Source organism: Pseudomonas sp. NPDC077451, from assembly GCF_044543345.1.
GTDB lineage: Bacteria > Pseudomonadota > Gammaproteobacteria > Pseudomonadales > Pseudomonadaceae > Stutzerimonas.
Window position 1 is genome coordinate 91,043 of sequence record NZ_JBITVX010000013.1, and the last position, 18,050, is coordinate 109,092.

Sequence of the window (18,050 nt, forward strand, 5' to 3'; positions counted from 1 at the left end):
GAGTCTAGCAGCAGCGCTTTCGCGCCTCGACAGCAGCCGTCAGGGCGCTGAAAATAAACTGCCCGCCAGACAGGAGCTTCCATGCGCGCTTTAATCGCTTGTGTATTACTTGCCTTCAGCTTCAACACCCTCGCCGATACCTACGACGAGCTGTACGAGACCGCTGGCTGGACCGAACAACGCGCCAATTTCAGCGATGCTCTGACCGCCGCTCAACAGCGCTACAAGAACACCCTGCCACCCGCCGTTTACCAGGCGCTAGTGACCAACAGCAATCGCCGTTTCGCGGTTAATGCCATCGATCAGCGGGCCAAGCAGGCGCTGCGCGAGAGCCTTGCCAATCCGCAACCAGCGCTGGAGTTTTTCCAATCTCCGCTCGGCCACAAGGTGGTCGCGGCCGAGACGCTGGCCGGGCGCCGCGAGCAGCTGGCCAGATACGAAAACGGCATTCCGCGAATGGAGGCCGGCAGCAACCGGCAGCTGTTGATCCGTCATCTGGCCCAGGCGCTGCCGGCTGCCGAAGCCGGTGCTGAGGTCAGCCTGGCGTTGGCTGGTGTCGCAGCCGATAGCCTCAGCCAGATGATTCCGGGCTTGCTCGGCGGCGGCCAGGCGCAGGGCCTGCTCGACAGCCAACGCGAGCGTTTGCAGCAACAGGTCGAGAGCGACCTGGACAACACGCTGCTGTATATCTATCGCGATCTCTCCGATGCCGAACTGGAGGAATTTGTCCAGTTCGCCCAGTCGGAGGCCGGTCAGCGCTATTACAGCGCAGCGCTGCAAGCCCTTCGTGCCGGGCTTGCAGTCGGCTTGAGCGGCAACGAGACTCGGGCTTGAGCGAGCTCTCAGCCAACGCGCCAGCTACTTCAAGCGCTCGCTGAGAAAGTCGAAATATTCACGGCGTAGGGCTTCCTGCTCGTTGACCAAGTGATGCCTCGCTGCGGGTAGCCGAAGAATCTCCGGGGCAGCGAACTTGTCTTGCAGGACCGGCAGGTTGTGTTGCCAGTCGACCGTCATGTCGGCCTCTCCCTGAACAATCAGCGGGCTGTACAGGCTGGCAGGCGCGCCTTCGATACGCTGGATCCAGCGCGACAGCGCGCCCACCCAGGCGGTCGGTAGAATATCGGGCTGCAGCGGATCGTGGCTCTGGATGAACTGGAGAAACGCCGGATCGCCTGAGTTTTCACTGAAGCGCCGGGGAATCTGCTGGACGAAACGTCGCATCACTTCATAACTGAAGCGTGACCATCCCCAGGCTCGTGGCCGCACCAGGGGCGCCAGCAGAATGCTCTGCCCCAGCGCTGGGTGCACCGGCTGGCAGAGCAGGTAATCCAGCACAATGGCGGCGCCAGTGCTCTGCCCCAGCAAATGCCAAGGATGCGGCAGATTCATCGCAGCGGCTTCTTGCAGCAGGCCCTGCAGCACGGCCTGGTATTCATCGAATTCATTGATGCTGGCGCGAGGCCCGCTGGAAAGCCCATGCCCCGGCAGGTCGCAGGCGAGCACGGCGAAGCCCATGCGCAACCCCCAATCCACTACGTGCCGGTACAGGCCCATATGGTCGTAGTAACCGTGCAGGACCAGCAGTGTCGCGACCGGCTGCTCTGGGCACCACGCTTGTGCCACCACCTCATAACCGTGTACCTGAAACCGCCCCAGGCGCCGCTGGATACCGCCGTGGTGAGGCAGATCCAACCCATAGTAGGCCTGATAGAAGCGTGCATCGGCGGTAAGCTCGGCCGCGTGGCGAAGTGGGCTTAATTGTGCGCGGAGTGCGTCGGGATCGATTCGCGAAGGCATGAGCGGTTTTCTTGCTAGGAGTAAGCGAGATATTCAGCTCTGCAGCGCGACGTGGCAAGCTGGCGCATCCATCCAAGAGTCCCATCATGTCCGTACGCAACAAGTATCTGATCGCAGCGCTCGTTGCCCTAGTCTGGGGTGGCGCCATGCTGGCTGCCTTCTGGTGGTTCGAAGCGCGCTACCTGCGACCGTTCGAGAACGAGCGGGCCGAGCTGTTCTCCGGCGATCAGCTGGCATTGCCCGAGTCGCTGAGCGGCGCCGGGCCGGTTCGCGTGGTGCACTTCTGGGATCCGGCCTGCCCCTGCAATGCAGGCAACCAGCAACACCTGGCCGAATTGGTGCAACGCTTCGGTGGGCGGGGCGTCAGCTTTTATGCGCTGCAAAAGCCGGGTAGCCAGGGCCGCTTGCCGGACCAGTTGGCTGGTCTGCAGCCGCTCGCTGATCTGCCGGGGGCCAGCAGCCTGCCTGCCAGTCCGGCGGTTGGGATCTGGGATACCGATGGACGACTGGTGTACATCGGCCCCTATAGCGAAGGGGCCGTGTGCAGCTCCGACAACAGCTTTATCGAGCCCATCCTCGAGGCGGTGCTGGCTGGCCGTCCGGTCAAGGTGACGCACTCGCTCGCGGTGGGTTGTTTCTGTGACTGGGCGCCTTCGCCGAGCGCTGAATCCTCAGCAAACCAGCGGTCAGCAGCTAATCGCTGACCGCTAGCAGTGCCTGTCAGCTGTGTGCCGAGGGTGGCGTCATTACCTTGCGACTGTCGATAACCTGACGCCAGGTCGGGTTGGCATTGGTGTCATCCATCGCCTGGCGCATCGCACGTACACGGCGCTTCTCGGCGCGACGGCCGATGTACCAGGCAATGAAGGTCGCCAGCGACACCACCAGCAGGATCAGGCTGGCAACCGCGTTGATCTCAGGCTTCACACCCAGGCGCACCGCCGAGAAAATCTCCATTGGCAGCGTCGTTGCGCCTGGACCAGAGACGAAGCTGGCCAGGACCAGATCATCCAGCGACAGCGCGAACGAGAGCATGCCACCGGCCGCCAGTGACGGCGCGATCATCGGCATGGTGATCAGGAAAAACACCTTCCAGGGCCGTGCCCCGAGGTCCATCGCTGCTTCCTCGATGGACTGGTCAAGTTCACGCAACCTCGCCATTACGACCACGGCGACATAGGCCGAGCAGAAGGTGGTATGGGCGATCCAGATGGTGACGATGCCGCGCTGGGCGGGCCAGCCGATCAGCTGCGCCATGGCCACGAACAGGAGCAGCAACGACAGACCGGTGATCACTTCCGGCATCACCAGCGGCGCCGTGACCAGACCGCCAAACACGGTGCGCCCGCGAAAGTTGGGTATTCGCGTCAGCACGAAGGCGGCCATGGTGCCTAGCGCAACCGCGGCTATGGCGGTGTAGAAAGCGATCTCCAGCGACCGCATGACCGCGCCCATCAACTGGCTATTGTCCAGCAAACCCGCGTACCACTTCAGCGACCAGCCGCCCCACACCGTTACCAGCCGCGAGGCGTTGAACGAGTAGATGACCAGCAGCACCATGGGCAGGTAGATGAACAACAGCCCGAGGACCAGGATCAGGTTGGAAAAGCTGTAACGCTTCATAGCTTGCCCTCCAGTTCCTTGGTTTGGTTGCGGTTGAACAAAATGATCGGTACCAACAGGATCGCCAACATCACCACCGCCAGTGCAGACGCTACCGGCCAGTCGCGGTTATTGAAGAACTCCTGCCACAGCACCTTGCCAATCATCAGCGTCTCCGGCCCGCCGAGCAGCTCGGGGATGACGAACTCGCCCACCACCGGAATGAATACCAGCATGCAGCCGGCAATGATGCCGTTCTTTGACAGCGGCACCGTGATTTTCCAGAAACTGGTCAAATTGCGAGCGCCCAAGTCGGACGCAGCCTCCAGCAGGCTGAGGTCATGCTTCACCAGGTTGGCGTAGAGCGGCAGGATCATGAACGGCAGGTAGGAATACACCACGCCGATGTAGACAGCGAGATCGGTGTTGAGGATACGCAGCGGTTCGTCGATCAGACCCAGGCCCTGCAAAAGGCCGTTCAGAATGCCGTTGCTGCTGAGAATGCCCATCCAGGCGTAGACGCGGATCAGAATGGCCGTCCAAGTCGGCATCATGATCAGCAGCAGCAGCACGGTCTGCAGGTCCTTGCGTGCTCGAGCGATGGCGTAGGCCATCGGATAGCCCACCAGCAGGCAGATCAGCGTGCTGAAGAAGGCAATGCGCAGCGAGCCGGCGTAGGCCGCCCAGTACAGATCGTCCTCGCTGAGGAAGATGTAGTTACCCAGGTTGATGATGATCTGCAGCTGCTGCTCGGCGTAAGCAAAAACCTCCGTGTACGGCGGAATCGCTACATCGGCTTCGGCAAAACTGATCTTCAGTACGATCACGAACGGCAGCAGAAAGAACAGCACCAGCCATACGAAGGGTACGCCGATGACCAGCCGGCGACCTGGGTTCAGACGGGAGCGGCTCATGCCTGCAGCACCACGCCGCTGTCGTCCAACCAATAAACGAAAACTTCTTCCTCCCAGGTCGGCCATTTCACATGGCGCTCGTTGTTAGCCATGAATGCCTGCAAGATGCCGCCGGATGGCATTTGGATGTAATAGACCGAATGCCCGCCGAGGTAGGCGATGTCATAGACGACGCCTTTGGCCCAGTTATAGCCGGGGCGTTGCAGCTCAGGCAGTTCGGTTCCGATCAGCAGTTTTTCAGGGCGAATCGCATAGGTGATCTGCTTGTCCTGGGCCCGGGTGCTGATGCCATGGCCAACGTAGATCGGGTTTTCCAGGCCAGGTGATGAGATGACGGCATGGTCTTCGACGTCCTCGACCAACTCGCCGTCGAAGAGGTTGACGTTGCCGATGAACTCGCAGACCAAGCGGCTCGCCGGGGTCTCGTAGATGTCCATCGGGCTGCCGACCTGAGCGATCCAGCCGAGGTGCATGATGGCGATGCGCTCGGCCATGGTCATGGCCTCTTCCTGGTCGTGGGTGACCATCACGCAGGTTACGCCGACGCGCTCGATGATCTGCACCAGCTCCAGCTGCATCTGCGAGCGCAGTTTCTTGTCCAGCGCGCCCATCGGTTCATCCAACAGCAATAGCTTGGGTCGCTTGGCCAACGAACGGGCCAAGGCAACACGCTGACGCTGGCCGCCTGAGAGCTGATGCGGCTTGCGCTTGGCGTACTGGCTCATCTGTACCAGATTGAGCATCTCATCGACGCGCGTCTTTACCTCATCCTTCGACAGGCCATCCTGCTTCAGGCCGAAGGCGATGTTCTGCTCGACACTCATGTGCGGAAACAATGCGTAGGACTGGAACATCATGTTGATGGGCCGCTCGTAGGGCGGCATATCGGTGATGTCCTGGCCGTCGAGGAAGATCCGTCCTTCAGTGGGCCGCTCGAAGCCTGCCAGCATGCGCAGCAAAGTGGACTTGCCCGAGCCCGATCCTCCAAGCAGGGCAAAGATTTCGCCTTGGTGAATGCTCAACGAGACATCATCGACCGCCACCGTTTCGTCGAACTTCTTGGTGACGCGGTCGATCTTCAGCAGCACCTGCTTGTTCTGGCTCTCACCGGTGAGGGCCTTTTTGTAGGCGCTGGAGGCAACGGCCATGCGCAAACTCCCGATTGGAATAATGGACCCGGACGGCGCCGGGAAATGACACGCTGTAAGGCAAGACGGAAGACCAGCAGCGGCTCCCGCCTTGCCCGGTGTTGCTATTGGCCGGACTTCACCTTGGTCCAGGTGCGGGTCATCAGGCGGTTGATCTTCTGCGGCAGCTCTGCGGAGACGTACAGGCGATCCAGCACGGCTTGCGGCGGATAGACCGACGGATCGTTACGCACCTCCTGGTCCATCAGTTCCCCCGCCTTGATGTTGGGGTTGGCATAGCCAACATAATCACTGACAGACGCGATCACCTGGGGGTCGAGCAGGTAATTGATGAAGGCATGGGCTTCTTCGACATTCTGTGCGTCGGCGGGAATGGCCAGCATGTCGAACCAGAGATTGCCGCCTTCTTTGGGAATCGCGTAGGCAATATCGATACCCTTACCGGCTTCGTCGGCGCGCGCCGACGCCTGGAAAATGTCCCCGGAGAAGCCAGCGGCTATGCAGATGTTACCGTTGGCCAAGTCCGATATGTACTTGGATGAATGGAAATAGCGGACGTACGGACGTATTTCGAGCAACTTCGCCTCAGCTTTGGCGTAGTCATCCGGATCGGTGCTGTTGGGATCCAGGCCAAGGTAGTTGAGCATCGCCGGGATCATTTCATCAGGCGAGTCGAGCAGGGCAATGCCGCAGCCGGCCAGCTTCTTGGCGTTCTCCGGCTCGAACAGAACGGCCCAGGAATCTACCTTCTCGATGCCCAGCGCAGCGGTCACCTGTTCGACGTTGTAGCCGATGCCATTGGTGCCCCAGAGATAGGGCGCGGCGTAGGCATTGCCCGGATCGTTCTTCTCGAGCTGCTTAAGCAGCGAGGGATCCAGGTGTTTCCAATTAGGCAGCTTGCTCTTGTCCAGTTTCTGGAAAGCGCCAGCGCGAATCTGTTTGCCGAGGAAATGGTTGGAAGGCACCACTACGTCATAGCCGGTACGACCAGCGAGCAGTTTGCCTTCTAGGGTCTCGTTCGAATCGAAGACGTCATAGACCGGCTTGATACCGGTCTTTTCTTCGAATTCTTCCAGCGTTGTTTCGCCGATGTAATCGGACCAGTTGTAGATATGCACCGTGGCAGCCTGAGCGGATGCAGCACCGCTGACCGCAGCGGCTATAAGAAGCGACTTCAATGTCGAGCGCATGAGAGTGTCCTCTTAGTGCAGACCGCGCGATCAGTGGGCGAAAGGCGGGCTATTTATTGGAAAAACCTCTAAAAATCAACTGGCGCGTTGTAAATGGCGAGACGGTCAGGCGCAAAAGGTGCGCTACAGCCAGACCGCAAGCCAGAATTGCAAAATCCGAACTGGCCCTTTCGAGGCACTGAGGAGTGCCTCGCGCAGGCCCGCAAGCAGACCTGGCGAGGCGGCTGGATCAACGACCGGATTTGATCTTGGTCCAGCTGCGGGTCATGGTGCGCTGGGTCTTCGGGTCAAGGTCCGGGAAGGTGTAGAGCTTTTGCAGCACGGCCTGGCTCGGGTAAACGCCCGGGTCGGTACGAATTGCTTCATCCACCAGCGGCGTGGCCGCCGCGTTGCCGTTGGGGAACTGCACATAGTTGGTGATGGAGGCCATCACCTCAGGCTTCATCAGGTAATTGAGGAAGACATGGGCGTTGTCGACGTTGTTCGCATCAGCCGGGATCGCCAGCATGTCGAAGAAAGTGCCTGCGCCTTCCTTGGGAATGTTGTAGTTGACCTTGACCGTATTGCCGGCTTCTTCGGCACGCGCCTTGGCCTGGTAGATGTCACCGGAGTAGCCGATGGCAACGCAGACGTTACCGTTGGCCAGATCGGAGATGTACTTCGAGGAATGGAAATAGGCCACGTTCGGACGGATCTGCATGAACAGCTCTTCAGCCTTCTTCAGCTCCTCCTTGTTGGTGGTGTCAGGCTTGTAGCCCAGGTAGTGCAGTGCAGCCGGAAGGATTTCGGTGGGCGAATCGAGGAAGGAAACGCCACAGGATTTCAGCTTTTCCATGTTTTCCGGCTTGAACACCAGATCCCAGGAATCGACCGGAGCGTCTTCGCCTAGCGCAGCCTTGACCTTCTCAGGGTTGTAGCCGATGCCGATGGTGCCCCACATGTACGGCACCGCGTACTGGTTGCCTGGATCGCTCGGCTGCAACGCCTTGAGCAGGTCCTTGTCGAGGTTTTCCCAATTCGGCAGCTTGCTCTTGTCGAGCTTCTGGAATACGCCCGCCTTGATCTGCTTGGCCAGGAAGGGGTTGGACGGTACGACTACGTCATAGCCGGAGCTGCCCGCCAGCAGCTTGGCCTCCAGCACTTCGTTGCTGTCGAACACGTCGTAGACGACCTTGATCCCGGTTTCCTTGGTGAAGTTCTCCAAGGTGTCTTCAGCGATATAGTCGGACCAGTTATAGACGTGCAGCACCTTGTCTTCGGCCTGCGCAGCGCCGGCGACCGCGCCAGCCAGCGTCATCGCAAGTAGGGTCTTGGCAAAGGGTTTCATCCGTGCAGCTCCTGTTGTAGTCATATGTTGGGCTGTGGACAGGTCACACAGGGCGGCGGCGATGCCTACCCCGTTGTGCCTGGTGCAGCTAATGGCTGTGCCGGCATCGACACACCCTCGGTAAGTCAGGCCAAAGCACGCGCGCAGTCTGGCAAGGTCAATGGCTGTTTTTCAACCGCTTGCATGCGCTTCGCTTGCACAGTTTTCCAGTCGATCCTTGGCGCCGGTAGCTCTCGCCGACGCCCTGCACACTCAACCCCGCGCATCTTTCAGCGTCGCGTCCAGGCACAGCCGGACCTTGCCGATCAGCTCGTCGATCTGCTCCTCGTTGATCACCAGCGGTGGCGAAATGATCATGGTGTCACCGACTGCGCGCATCACCAGACCGTTGCGGAAGCAATGCTCCCGACAGAGCATGCCCACGCCAGGGTCAGCGAAGCGCTCACGGGTCTTTTTGTTTTTCACCAGCTCCAGCGCGCCAAGCATGCCGACACCACGGGCCTCACCAACTAGCGGGTGCTCGACCAACTCATGCCAGCGAGACTGCAAATAAGGTGCCGTCTTGGTCTTGACCCGCTCGACGATTTTCTCCTCGCGCAGAATGCGGATGTTCTCCAGCGCTACCGCAGCCGCTACCGGGTGTCCCGAGTAGGTGAAGCCGTGATAGAACTCGCCCCCTTCGTTGAGGGTGTGCACCACTTCGTCGCGTACCACCACGCCGCCCATGGGCAGATAGCCGGATGTCAGGCCTTTAGCAATTGGCATCAGGTCCGGCGCATTGCCGTAATAGTCGCTGCCGAACCACTCGCCGGTTCGCCCGAAGCCGCAGATGACTTCGTCGGCAATGAACAGGATGTCGTAGCGGGCGAGGATCTCGCGGATTTTCGGCCAGTAGCTGTCCGGCGGAATGATCACCCCGCCGGCGCCCTGGATCGGTTCGGCGATAAAGGCGGCCACCTTGTCTTCGCCAACTTCGAGGATCTTCTGTTCCAGTTGCTCAGCCATGCGAACGCCGAATTCTTCCGGATCGAGGTCGCCACCTTCGCCATACCAGTAGGGCTGGTCGATATGCTCGATGCCAGGGATCGGACCATCGCCCTGCTCGTGCATGGCCTTCATGCCGCCGAGGCTGGCGCCAGCAATGGTTGAGCCGTGGTAGCCGTTCCAGCGGCCGATCACCACCTTCTTCTGCGGCTGCCCCTTGATCGCCCAATAGTGGCGCACCATGCGCAGCACGGTGTCGTTGGCTTCCGAGCCGGAGCCGGTGAAGAACACATGGTTCATGCCTTCCGGCGCGATCTCGGAGATGGCTTTGGCCAAGGCCAGCGCCGGCGGGTGGGCAGTCTGGAAAAAGAGGTTGTAGTACGGCAGCTCACGCATCTGCCGAGTGGCCGCTTCGACCAATTCTTCGCGGCCGTAGCCGAGGTTGACGCACCAGAGCCCGGCCATGGCATCGAGGATCTTGTGGCCTTCGCTGTCCCAAAGGTAGACGCCCTCACCCCGCGTAATGATGCGCGTGCCCTTGGCATTGAGCGCTTTGAAGTCGGTGAACGGCGGAAGGTGATGGTCGCGGCTCAGGGCTTGCCATTGCAGGGTTTGCGAATCGCTCATCAATCACCTCTTGATAATGGTTGCTTGGTCCGGTGGATGAACAGAGCGTCATCCACCCTACGGCTGTTCGTTACACCGAGAGCATCAGGAATTCCCGCTCCCAGGAACTGATGACCCGATGGTAGTTCTCCTGCTCGGCGCGCTTGACCGCGATGTAGCCGGTGATGAACTTGGGGCTCAGGTACTTCTCCAGCGGCCGGCAGTTCTCCATTCGTTCCAGTGCCGCTTCCAGCGTCAGCGGCAGACGCAGATTGCGGCGCTCATAGCCGCGACCCTTGACTGGCTGGCTTGGCGGCAGCTCCTCGACCATGCCGATGTAGCCGCACAGCAGGCTGGCGGCGATGGCCAGATAAGGGTTGGCATCGGCGCCCGGCAGGCGGTTCTCGACGCGACGGTTCTGCGGATCGGAATCAGGCACTCGCAGGCCGACGGTACGGTTCTCCTCGCCCCATTCGACGTTGACCGGTGCCGAGGTGTCGGGCAGGAAGCGGCGGAACGAATTGACGTTCGGCGCGAACAGCGGCAGCAGTTCGGGAATGTATTTCTGCAGGCCGCCGACGTGGTACAGGAACAGCTGGCTCATGGTGCCGTCGCTGTTGGAGAAGATGTTGCGCCCGGTTTCGAGGTCCACGACGCTCTGGTGCAGGTGCATCGCACTGCCCGGCTCGCCCGTCATGGGCTTGGCCATGAAGGTGGCGGCGACGTTGTGCTTGAGCGCGGCCTCGCGCATGGTGCGTTTGAACACCAGAATCTGATCGGCCAGGTGCAGCGCCTCGCCATGACGGAAGTTGATTTCCATCTGCGCGGTGCCTTCCTCGTGGATCAGGGTATCCAGATCCAGCCCCTGGGCCTCGCACCAGTCGTACATGTCCTCGAACAGCGGGTCGAACTCGTTGGCCGCGTCGATGGAGAACGACTGCCGGCCCGTCTCCTGCCGGCCCGAACGACCGATCGGCGGCTGGAATGGCAGGTCCGGGTCTTCGCAGCGCTTGGTCAGGTAGAACTCCATCTCCGGCGCGACGATGGGCTGCCAGCCTTTATCGGCGTACATCTTCAGTACACGCTTCAAGATATTGCGCGGCGAGATTTCGATGGGGTTGCCCATCTTGTCGTAGGTGTCGTGGATCACCTGGGCGGTGGGCTCGATGGCCCAGGGCACCAGGAACACCGCGTCCGGGTCGGGCCGGCAGAACATGTCGATATCGGCGGGATCGAGCAGCTCGTAATAGATATCGTCCTCTACATAATCGCCAGTCACGGTCTGCAGCAGTACGCTTTCCGGCAGGCGCATGCCTTTTTCGTCGAGGAACTTGTTGGTGGGTGAGATCTTGCCGCGGGCGATGCCCGTCAGGTCGCTGATCAGGCACTCCACCTCGGTGATCTTGCGTTCTTTCAGCCAGCCGGTGAGCTGGTCGAGCTTGCTGGACATATCGACCTCAGAAATTAATGAAACGAGCGCCGGGCCGGCCCGCGCTCAGCGCCGTCCTGCGCGTTCCCGGCAGGCGCGGGCAAAGCCCTCGAACAACGCCAGGTAATAAGGATGCTCATGCACCTTCCATTCCGGATGCCACTGCACGCCGAGGGCAAAGCTTCGCGCACCCTCGACGGAAAACGCCTCGATCAGCCCATCGGGAGCCAGCGCCTCGATGCGCAAGCCCTCGCCGAGCCGCTCGACGCCCTGCCCGTGCACCGAATTGACATCAATCTGCGCGGGTAACCCGAGGCGCTGCAGCAATCCGCCCGGTTGGACGTGCAACGGATGACTTAGACCGTACTGCACCTCGACTGGATCCTCGGCGCGCTCACGGTGATCGGCATAAGGCCCGGCCTCGTGAACCTTCTGATGCAGGCTGCCGCCAAAAGCGACGTTCATTTCCTGAAACCCGCGGCAGACGCCGAATACTGGAACACCCGCATCCACCGCCGCGCGAATAAGCGGCAGCGTCAGTTGATCACGTGATGGGTCATGGGCCGTGCCCTCGGTGCTGGCCGGGCCGCCATAATGGTGCGGTTCGACGTTGGACGGTGAGCCGGTAAAGAGCAGGCCGTCTACGCTATCCAGTAAAGCAGCTGGGTCGATCAGATCGCCGAGTGCCGGGATGACCAGCGGCATGCCGGCTACAGCCGCCGCGCGCAGGTACTTGTCGCCGGCGATATGGAAACTGTGGTGGCCGATCTGCCTGGTACAGGCGGAAACGCCGATCAATGGCACGCGAGGCATGGGATACTCGTCTTTCCAGATGGGGCTCTTCGGAGAGTAGTCTTGTTCGTTTTTATAGACAATAGCCGAGGGTTACCGCTTCGCAAAGCCATGTCAGCGTTTAGGGATCGTTCTCCGGACTGCCCCGAAAACGCCCACTGTGGGCCTCGAAGAGGCATTTCGGGGCACTATTGACAGCAGCAGGGCTTTTCGATTGACTCCAAGACAAGCTGTTTGATGATTGAAATTTTTAACAATTAAGGTGCTTCATCATGCTTCCGCCGCCGCGTGCCGTTCAGCTCAACGAAGCGAACGCATTTCTAAAGGAACACCCGGAGGTCCAGTACGTCGACCTGCTGATCGCAGACATGAACGGTGTCGTCCGGGGCAAGCGCATCGAGCGCGCCAGCCTGCACAAGGTGTATGAAAAAGGCATCAACCTGCCGGCCTCGCTGTTCGCCCTCGACATCAATGGCATCACCGTGGAGAGCTCCGGCCTCGGAATGGACATTGGTGACTCCGACAGGACCTGTTTCCCCATTCCCAACACGCTCAGCAACGAGCCTTGGCAGAAACGCCCCACCGCCCAGCTGTTGATGACCATGCACGAGCGTGACGGCTCGCCATTCTTCGCCGATCCACGGGAAGTGCTGCGTCAGGTAGTGAGCAAGTTCGATGAACTGGGCCTGACCATCTGCGCCGCGTTCGAGCTGGAGTTCTACCTGATAGACCAGGAAAACGTGAACGGTCGTCCGCAACCGCCACGTTCGCCCATCTCCGGCAAACGCCCCCACTCCACCCAGGTCTACCTGATCGACGATTTGGACGAGTACGTCGACTGTCTGCAGGACGTGCTCGAAGGCGCCAAGGAACAGGGCATTCCCGCCGATGCCATCGTCAAGGAAAGCGCCCCGGCGCAGTTCGAGGTCAACCTTCATCACGTCGCCGACCCGATCAAGGCTTGCGACTACGCCGTGTTGCTCAAGCGGTTGATCAAGAACATCGCTTATGACCATGAAATGGATACGACCTTCATGGCCAAGCCCTACCCGGGCCAGGCCGGCAACGGGCTACACGTGCATATCTCGCTGCTGGACAAGAACGGCAACAATATTTTCGCCACCAGCAATCCGCTGGAAAGCGAAACGCTGCGCCACGCCATCGGCGGGATTCAGCAGACCATGGCCGCCTCGATGGCTTTCCTCTGCCCCAACGTGAACTCCTATCGCCGCTTCGGTGCCCAGTTTTATGTACCGAACGCGCCCTGCTGGGGCCTGGACAACCGCACCGTGGCGCTGCGCGTGCCAACCGACAGCCCCGATGCCGTGCGCATCGAGCACCGGGTTGCCGGCGCAGACGCCAACCCCTACCTGCTGCTGGCCAGCGTGCTAGCAGGCATTCACCATGGTCTGACTAACAAGATCGCGCCGGACGAGCCGATCGAGGGGAATTCCTACGAGCAGGTCGAGCCGAGTCTGCCCTCCAACCTGCGCGATGCGCTGCGCGAGCTGGACGACAGCGAGATCATGGCGCGCTACATCAGCCCGCAGTACACCGACATTTTCGTGGCCTGCAAGGAAAGCGAGCTGGAAGAATTCGAACACTCGATCTCCGACCTCGAATACAACTGGTACCTGCACACCGTCTGATACCACGCCCCGCACCATCGCGTGCGGGGCTCTCAGCCGCTCACGGAAGCGCTGGTGATCGGAAAACCTCGATGCCATCTGCACCGCCATCGATAAAAAAACCTAACCAGCTCAACTAACGCAAGGTCACGCGCCACGATTGTCGGTCAACGGAGATCGCTCACGGCGACGCCCGAGTCCTGGCAGTTGCCCGATGGCGTAGCCTAAGGCGCTGAGGTTGTAGGGTTTGGTCACGACCGGAACCTGATCGAAGCGCTCCGGGATTGCGGTACGGGCGCCATAGCCTGTGGCGAACAGGAAAGGATGCTGCTCGGCTTCAAGCTCGGCGGCAATACCAAGGCTGGTTTCCCCGGCCAGATTGACGTCCAGTATCACCAGATCGAACGGATCGAGCCGCAAGGCTCGCCGCGCATCGCTCAGCGAGCCTGCGATCTCAACCTTGACGCCGGCGTCTTCGAGCATGGTCTGCGCGTCGAGGGCAATCATCATGCTGTCTTCGACCAGCAACAACCTGAGACCGGCGATGGGGCTTGCCGGGCGAGCACGAGCCACGTCCGGCTGAGGTTGCTCGGTAGCCAGCGATACATGCTGAGGTGGAATGCGGAATCTGGCGAACAACCCTTCCGGACGGAACTCCACCCGTGCGTCCCCCTGCAGTTCGAAGGGAACGGTGCGCTCGGTGACGATGCTTCCGAAGCCGCGTCGAGTCGGTGGCTTTACCTCTGGCCCGCCGCTTTCATTCCACTCCAGCTCCAGTCCCCGACCCTCCACAAGCTGCCAACTTACAGTCAGCTGGCCCTCGGGCACGCTCAGTGCGCCATATTTTGCGGCGTTGGTCATCAGCTCGTGAAGCACCAGCGCCAGGGTTTGATAGCCCCGCACATCCAGCGTTACCGCGCGACCGGAGAAGTGGATGCGCTCGTCCAGTTCGTCGCGGCCGATCCAAGCCCGGGCTTCGGATTCGAGCAACGCACGCAGTTGTGTCGAGGCGCCAGCAGGTGCGTTGATCTGATCGTGCGCGCTGGCGAGTGCCTGGATGCGTCGCTCTACCTCCCGGGTGAACTCCTCCACCGATGTCGCCTGTTGCGCACTCTGACGCGTGGTAGCGAGAACCAGGCTGAGAACGTTCTTGACCCGATGATTGAGCTCGGCAATCAGCAGAGACTGGCTGTCTTGCGCCTGTTGACGTTCCGAAGCGATCAATTCAGTGCGACGAAGAATGACTTCCAGCAGGGCCACCCGAAGCGTTTCGGCGACTCGCAGCTCACTGGTGGTCCAAGGGCGCGCATGGCCACGCACGGTCTCTCGCCAGGCCTCGAAGCTGCTGCGCGGATTGAGCGTTCCGCGAACAGGATCCCGCTGCACGGCTTTGTCAGGGTTGCCGCCCCAGGTGACGGTCTGGATAACTTCGCGGCGGAAGAACAACAGATAATCCTGTGCGACCCGCGAAATGGGGATAGCGAGCACACCACTGGCGAGATCAGCGAAGCTGGCGGCGGGCGCGAAGTGCTCCGCAAGCGATGAGGTTGCGTAGATGCGATCCACAGGCTTCTGCCCGAGAAAGGCGATCAGTTCCCCAACCGCATCGTCCGGTGGCAGTACGCCCTCGCCGTTGAGGCGACCGTTCGACCAGACCGCCACGCCATCGCACGCAATCATGCTGTGGAGCATGCCCGCGTAGCGGTTCAGGTCTTCGAATACGGTATCGCGAGGGGACATCGCCTCCAATAGCTGATCGTGCGCATGCTGCGCGTCGGTCACCCGCTGCTGTTCCTGTTGTTGCTCACGCACATCGATCTGCAGCGAAAGCATCTGGCCGAACAGCTCGGCTGCCGAGCAGAGTGCGCCGCTCAGGTAGTGCGGCTCACTGTGATGGCATGCGATCAGCCCCCACAGTTGTTCACCGCGCATCAGGCTGACCGTGAGCGTGGCGCGCACATTCATATTGCGCAGGTATTGAATATGCACAGGCGACACGCTGCGCAGCGCCGCCAATCCCAGGTTCAAGGGTAGGCCTTCCGGACTGCGGCCCGGCAGAATCGGCACCGGTTGATAGTTGACGTCCGGGATCAGCCTGAGTGGCTGACGCCGATACAGTTCGCGCGCCTGTGCGGGAATATCGGTCGCCGGATAGCGAAGTCCCAGATAGGAATCGCTGCCGTACCGCACCGCCTCGGCCACCACCTCACCCGACTCGTCTGGCAGGAAACGATAGATCATCACCCGGTCGTAACCGGTAACGGCGCGCACTTGCTGCGCCGCGAGCGTCAACAGCCGCTGCACAGTGGGCGCCCGACGCAACCGACCGGCCAGCCCGCGCAATAGCGTCACGCCGTTTGCGCCTGCCCCCATCACGCTGGGCGCCGCTTCGATCACAGCCAGGCCGTCGACCATATGCACCGTCATGTCGTAGCGATGCGCGCTGTCATCAAGCGCGAGGCAGTCCAGCCGCTCAGCGGAGCCTGACAGCATCGCCGTTTGCAATTGATTGCGTACGGAGTGGACCGTTTCGATCGGCAGGACGGAATCAAGCGGCCGGCCCAACAGCGACTGCGGGTCGACGTCGGCTAAAAAGCTCGAGGTGTTCGCCGAAACGTGCGCGATGGTCCAATCCGGCAGGGTGCAGCCTAGTAGCAGGCCGTGTGGTTGGATGGTCCCGGGAATGTGGATGGGCTCCTGGGCACAATCAACGGGGGCGACGGACAGATTGAACTCGGTCGTCAATGCGAAACTTCTCCTGCAGCTGCTGAGGGCCAGGCCCAACAGGGACCCGTTCAGAAAGCTGAGACATGCATCGGCGGCATTCGCTCAAAAAAACCGCCCGACATAGCAAAGACCGTCGGACCGTGGCTAGCTCATTGAAGAAGCAGCCTGCGCATCGAGCCAGACGACGAAGCGAAACTGACGATTGCTTCATACCGCGTCATGGCTTCCAATGCCGGCCATGACCAAGCCCGATGATCAAAAGCCTGTCTCCGGACGGCGACCACGCGCCAGCAGCCAGGCACGCATCGCCCAGATTCTCGCCGCCGCACGCGAGCTGCTGGCCGGACAGGGCGTGGCCGGCCTTTCCATCTACAGCGTGGCGGAACACGCCAGAATCCCGCCCTCATCCGTCTATCACTTTTTTGCCAGCGTGCCGGCACTGCTCAATGCGTTGACCGCCGATGTGCACGCCGCCTTCCGTGCAAGCCTCGCCGAGCCGGTGGATCACGACCGCCTGGGCTGCTGGCGCGACCTGTCCCGGCTTGTCGAACAACGCATGCTGGCCATCTATCAGCACGACGCAGCCGCCCGGCAGCTGATTCTCGCGCAACACGGGCTAAGCGAAGTGACGCAAGCCGACCACCAGCACGACATCGAACTCGCCGGGTTGATGCAGGTCCTTTTTGAGAGGCATTTCGAACTCCCGACATTGCCCGGTGATGTCGATGTGTTTGCCTTGGCACTGGAGCTTGGAGACCGGGTCTACGCGCGATCGGTGCATCTGCACGGCAGCATCACGCCGCGCATGGCAGAGGAAGGGATACGCGTATTCGATGCCTACCTGGCACTCTATCTGCCGCCCTATCTGCCAAAGCGCATGCAGATCTAGCCGATAGATATCGGTTTTTATTCAAGCGCCCCGGGAAGAAGCTGACCGGATGGGCTTTCAATCCAGATAATTATCGAATAAATTTCGCAGCGCCCCACAGGGCCGCCCTTACGCCAGCATCCGCGAGGTTTTCCATGTCCCGTATCGTTACCGTCGCCGCCACCCAGATGGCCTGTTCTTGGGATCGCCAGGCGAACATCGCCAACGCCGAGAAGCTGGTCCGCGAGGCAGCCGCCAAGGGCGCACAAGTCATCCTGATTCAGGAGCTCTTCGAGACTCCATATTTCTGCCAGAAGCCGAACCCGGAATATCTGCAACTGGCCACTTCGGTGGAAGACAACCCGGCCGTACAGCATTTCCAGAAAGTCGCCGCTGAGTTGCAGGTCGTGCTGCCGGTGAGCTTCTTCGAGCTGTCCGGGCGCGCGCGATTCAATTCCGTCGCCATCATCGATGCCGACGGCAAGGTGCTCGGCGTGTACCGCAAGAGTCACATCCCGGACGGCCCCGGCTACCACGAAAAGTACTATTTCAACCCGGGCGATACCGGTTTCAAGGTCTGGAACACCCGCTATGCCAAGATCGGCGTAGCCATCTGCTGGGATCAGTGGTTCCCCGAAACCGCGCGCAGCATGGCGCTGATGGGTGCCGAACTGCTGTTCTACCCGACCGCTATTGGTAGCGAGCCGCACGATTCGAGCATCACCTCGCGCGACCACTGGCAGCGCGTACAACAGGGCCACGCCGGTGCCAACCTGATGCCGCTGATTGCGAGCAACCGCATCGGCCGCGAAGAGCAGGACGGCTACGACATCACCTTCTATGGCTCCTCGTTCATTGCCGATCATTTCGGCGCGAAGGTCGAAGAAATGGACGAGACCAGCGAAGGCGTGCTGGTGCATAAGTTCGACCTCGATCAGCTCGAACACATTCGCAGCGCCTGGGGCGTGTTCCGTGACCGCCGGCCGAACCTGTATAGCCCGATCAAGACGCTGGATGGATCGCTGGAGTCCTGAACCG

The 18,050-nt window shown here is 60.8% G+C and carries 15 protein-coding genes; 5 read left to right on the top strand and 10 right to left on the bottom strand.

What is annotated here, in order from left to right; all coding sequences use genetic code 11:
• Window positions 1-81 precede the first annotated feature (81 nt).
• The gene (locus ACIGHL_RS18330) at window positions 82-834 is read left to right on the top strand and encodes a hypothetical protein (protein ID WP_128119885.1); all 753 of its coding nucleotides are present in this window, start codon (window positions 82-84) and stop codon (window positions 832-834) included.
• 24 nt (window positions 835-858) lie between these two features.
• On the opposite strand, the gene bipL is transcribed toward ACIGHL_RS18330, so the two are convergent.
• Window positions 859-1,797: a phospholipase BipL gene (gene bipL / locus ACIGHL_RS18335; RefSeq protein ID WP_128119886.1), complete on the bottom strand. Its 939-nt coding sequence runs from the start codon at window positions 1,795-1,797 to the stop codon at window positions 859-861.
• Window positions 1,798-1,883: 86 nt separating this feature from the next.
• Here bipL and ACIGHL_RS18340 point away from each other — a divergent pair, with 86 nt between their 5' ends.
• Window positions 1,884-2,501: a DUF6436 domain-containing protein gene (locus ACIGHL_RS18340; RefSeq protein ID WP_128119887.1), complete on the top strand. Its 618-nt coding sequence runs from the start codon at window positions 1,884-1,886 to the stop codon at window positions 2,499-2,501.
• A 16-nt stretch (window positions 2,502-2,517) separates the two neighbouring features.
• On the opposite strand, the gene ACIGHL_RS18345 is transcribed toward ACIGHL_RS18340, so the two are convergent.
• From ACIGHL_RS18345 to ACIGHL_RS18380, 8 genes are all read right to left on the bottom strand, one after another.
• Window positions 2,518-3,420, bottom strand: a complete 903-nt coding sequence (locus tag ACIGHL_RS18345) for an ABC transporter permease subunit (protein ID WP_128119888.1) — start codon at window positions 3,418-3,420, stop codon at window positions 2,518-2,520.
• Window positions 3,417-4,313 (bottom strand): ABC transporter permease subunit, encoded by an 897-nt coding sequence (locus ACIGHL_RS18350; RefSeq protein ID WP_128119889.1) that lies wholly within the window; start codon window positions 4,311-4,313, stop codon window positions 3,417-3,419. The genes ACIGHL_RS18345 and ACIGHL_RS18350 overlap by 4 nt, the downstream gene beginning before the upstream one ends.
• Window positions 4,310-5,461, bottom strand: coding sequence for a polyamine ABC transporter ATP-binding protein (gene potA / locus ACIGHL_RS18355; RefSeq protein ID WP_128119890.1), 1,152 nt, complete (start codon window positions 5,459-5,461; stop codon window positions 4,310-4,312). Before potA ends, ACIGHL_RS18350 begins: the two co-directional genes overlap by 4 nt.
• A 104-nt stretch (window positions 5,462-5,565) precedes the next feature.
• Window positions 5,566-6,651, bottom strand: a complete 1,086-nt coding sequence (locus ACIGHL_RS18360; protein ID WP_216707033.1) for a polyamine ABC transporter substrate-binding protein — start codon at window positions 6,649-6,651, stop codon at window positions 5,566-5,568.
• Between the two features lie 229 nt (window positions 6,652-6,880).
• The gene (locus tag ACIGHL_RS18365) at window positions 6,881-7,978 is read right to left on the bottom strand and encodes a polyamine ABC transporter substrate-binding protein (RefSeq protein WP_128119891.1); all 1,098 of its coding nucleotides are present in this window, start codon (window positions 7,976-7,978) and stop codon (window positions 6,881-6,883) included.
• 252 nt (window positions 7,979-8,230) lie between these two features.
• Window positions 8,231-9,589 (bottom strand): aspartate aminotransferase family protein, encoded by a 1,359-nt coding sequence (locus tag ACIGHL_RS18370; RefSeq protein WP_216707032.1) that lies wholly within the window; start codon window positions 9,587-9,589, stop codon window positions 8,231-8,233.
• A gap of 70 nt (window positions 9,590-9,659) precedes the next feature.
• On the bottom strand, window positions 9,660-11,018 hold the full coding sequence (locus tag ACIGHL_RS18375) for a glutamine synthetase family protein (RefSeq protein WP_045423208.1): 1,359 nt from the start codon (window positions 11,016-11,018) through the stop codon (window positions 9,660-9,662).
• Window positions 11,019-11,063: 45 nt separating this feature from the next.
• Window positions 11,064-11,810, bottom strand: a complete 747-nt coding sequence (locus tag ACIGHL_RS18380) for a gamma-glutamyl-gamma-aminobutyrate hydrolase family protein (protein WP_128119892.1) — start codon at window positions 11,808-11,810, stop codon at window positions 11,064-11,066.
• A 251-nt stretch (window positions 11,811-12,061) separates the two neighbouring features.
• Between ACIGHL_RS18380 and ACIGHL_RS18385 the strand changes: the two genes are divergently transcribed.
• A complete protein-coding gene (locus ACIGHL_RS18385; protein ID WP_045423203.1) occupies window positions 12,062-13,438 on the top strand; it encodes a glutamine synthetase family protein in 1,377 nt (458 codons plus the stop codon).
• A 126-nt stretch (window positions 13,439-13,564) separates the two neighbouring features.
• Here ACIGHL_RS18385 and ACIGHL_RS18390 read toward each other — a convergent pair whose 3' ends face one another.
• Window positions 13,565-16,162, bottom strand: coding sequence for an HWE histidine kinase domain-containing protein (locus ACIGHL_RS18390; protein ID WP_241509093.1), 2,598 nt, complete (start codon window positions 16,160-16,162; stop codon window positions 13,565-13,567).
• Between the two features lie 220 nt (window positions 16,163-16,382).
• Between ACIGHL_RS18390 and ACIGHL_RS18395 the strand changes: the two genes are divergently transcribed.
• A complete protein-coding gene (locus ACIGHL_RS18395; RefSeq protein ID WP_128119893.1) occupies window positions 16,383-17,033 on the top strand; it encodes a TetR/AcrR family transcriptional regulator in 651 nt (216 codons plus the stop codon).
• A gap of 134 nt (window positions 17,034-17,167) precedes the next feature.
• Window positions 17,168-18,046: an N-carbamoylputrescine amidase gene (aguB, locus tag ACIGHL_RS18400; RefSeq protein WP_128119894.1), complete on the top strand. Its 879-nt coding sequence runs from the start codon at window positions 17,168-17,170 to the stop codon at window positions 18,044-18,046.
• Window positions 18,047-18,050 lie beyond the last annotated feature (4 nt).

Coding starts and splice junctions, on each gene's coding strand:
- ACIGHL_RS18330 (WP_128119885.1), top strand. CDS start 82: ATGCGCGCTTTAATCGCTTGTGTATTACTTGCCTTCAGCTTCAACACC.
- ACIGHL_RS18340 (WP_128119887.1), top strand. CDS start 1,884: ATGTCCGTACGCAACAAGTATCTGATCGCAGCGCTCGTTGCCCTAGTC.
- ACIGHL_RS18365 (WP_128119891.1), bottom strand. CDS start 7,978: ATGAAACCCTTTGCCAAGACCCTACTTGCGATGACGCTGGCTGGCGCG.
- bipL (WP_128119886.1), bottom strand. CDS start 1,797: ATGCCTTCGCGAATCGATCCCGACGCACTCCGCGCACAATTAAGCCCA.
- ACIGHL_RS18385 (WP_045423203.1), top strand. CDS start 12,062: ATGCTTCCGCCGCCGCGTGCCGTTCAGCTCAACGAAGCGAACGCATTT.
- ACIGHL_RS18345 (WP_128119888.1), bottom strand. CDS start 3,420: ATGAAGCGTTACAGCTTTTCCAACCTGATCCTGGTCCTCGGGCTGTTG.
- ACIGHL_RS18350 (WP_128119889.1), bottom strand. CDS start 4,313: ATGAGCCGCTCCCGTCTGAACCCAGGTCGCCGGCTGGTCATCGGCGTA.
- potA (WP_128119890.1), bottom strand. CDS start 5,461: ATGGCCGTTGCCTCCAGCGCCTACAAAAAGGCCCTCACCGGTGAGAGC.
- aguB (WP_128119894.1), top strand. CDS start 17,168: ATGTCCCGTATCGTTACCGTCGCCGCCACCCAGATGGCCTGTTCTTGG.
- ACIGHL_RS18375 (WP_045423208.1), bottom strand. CDS start 11,018: ATGTCCAGCAAGCTCGACCAGCTCACCGGCTGGCTGAAAGAACGCAAG.
- ACIGHL_RS18360 (WP_216707033.1), bottom strand. CDS start 6,651: ATGCGCTCGACATTGAAGTCGCTTCTTATAGCCGCTGCGGTCAGCGGT.
- ACIGHL_RS18395 (WP_128119893.1), top strand. CDS start 16,383: ATGACCAAGCCCGATGATCAAAAGCCTGTCTCCGGACGGCGACCACGC.
- ACIGHL_RS18380 (WP_128119892.1), bottom strand. CDS start 11,810: ATGCCTCGCGTGCCATTGATCGGCGTTTCCGCCTGTACCAGGCAGATC.
- ACIGHL_RS18370 (WP_216707032.1), bottom strand. CDS start 9,589: ATGAGCGATTCGCAAACCCTGCAATGGCAAGCCCTGAGCCGCGACCAT.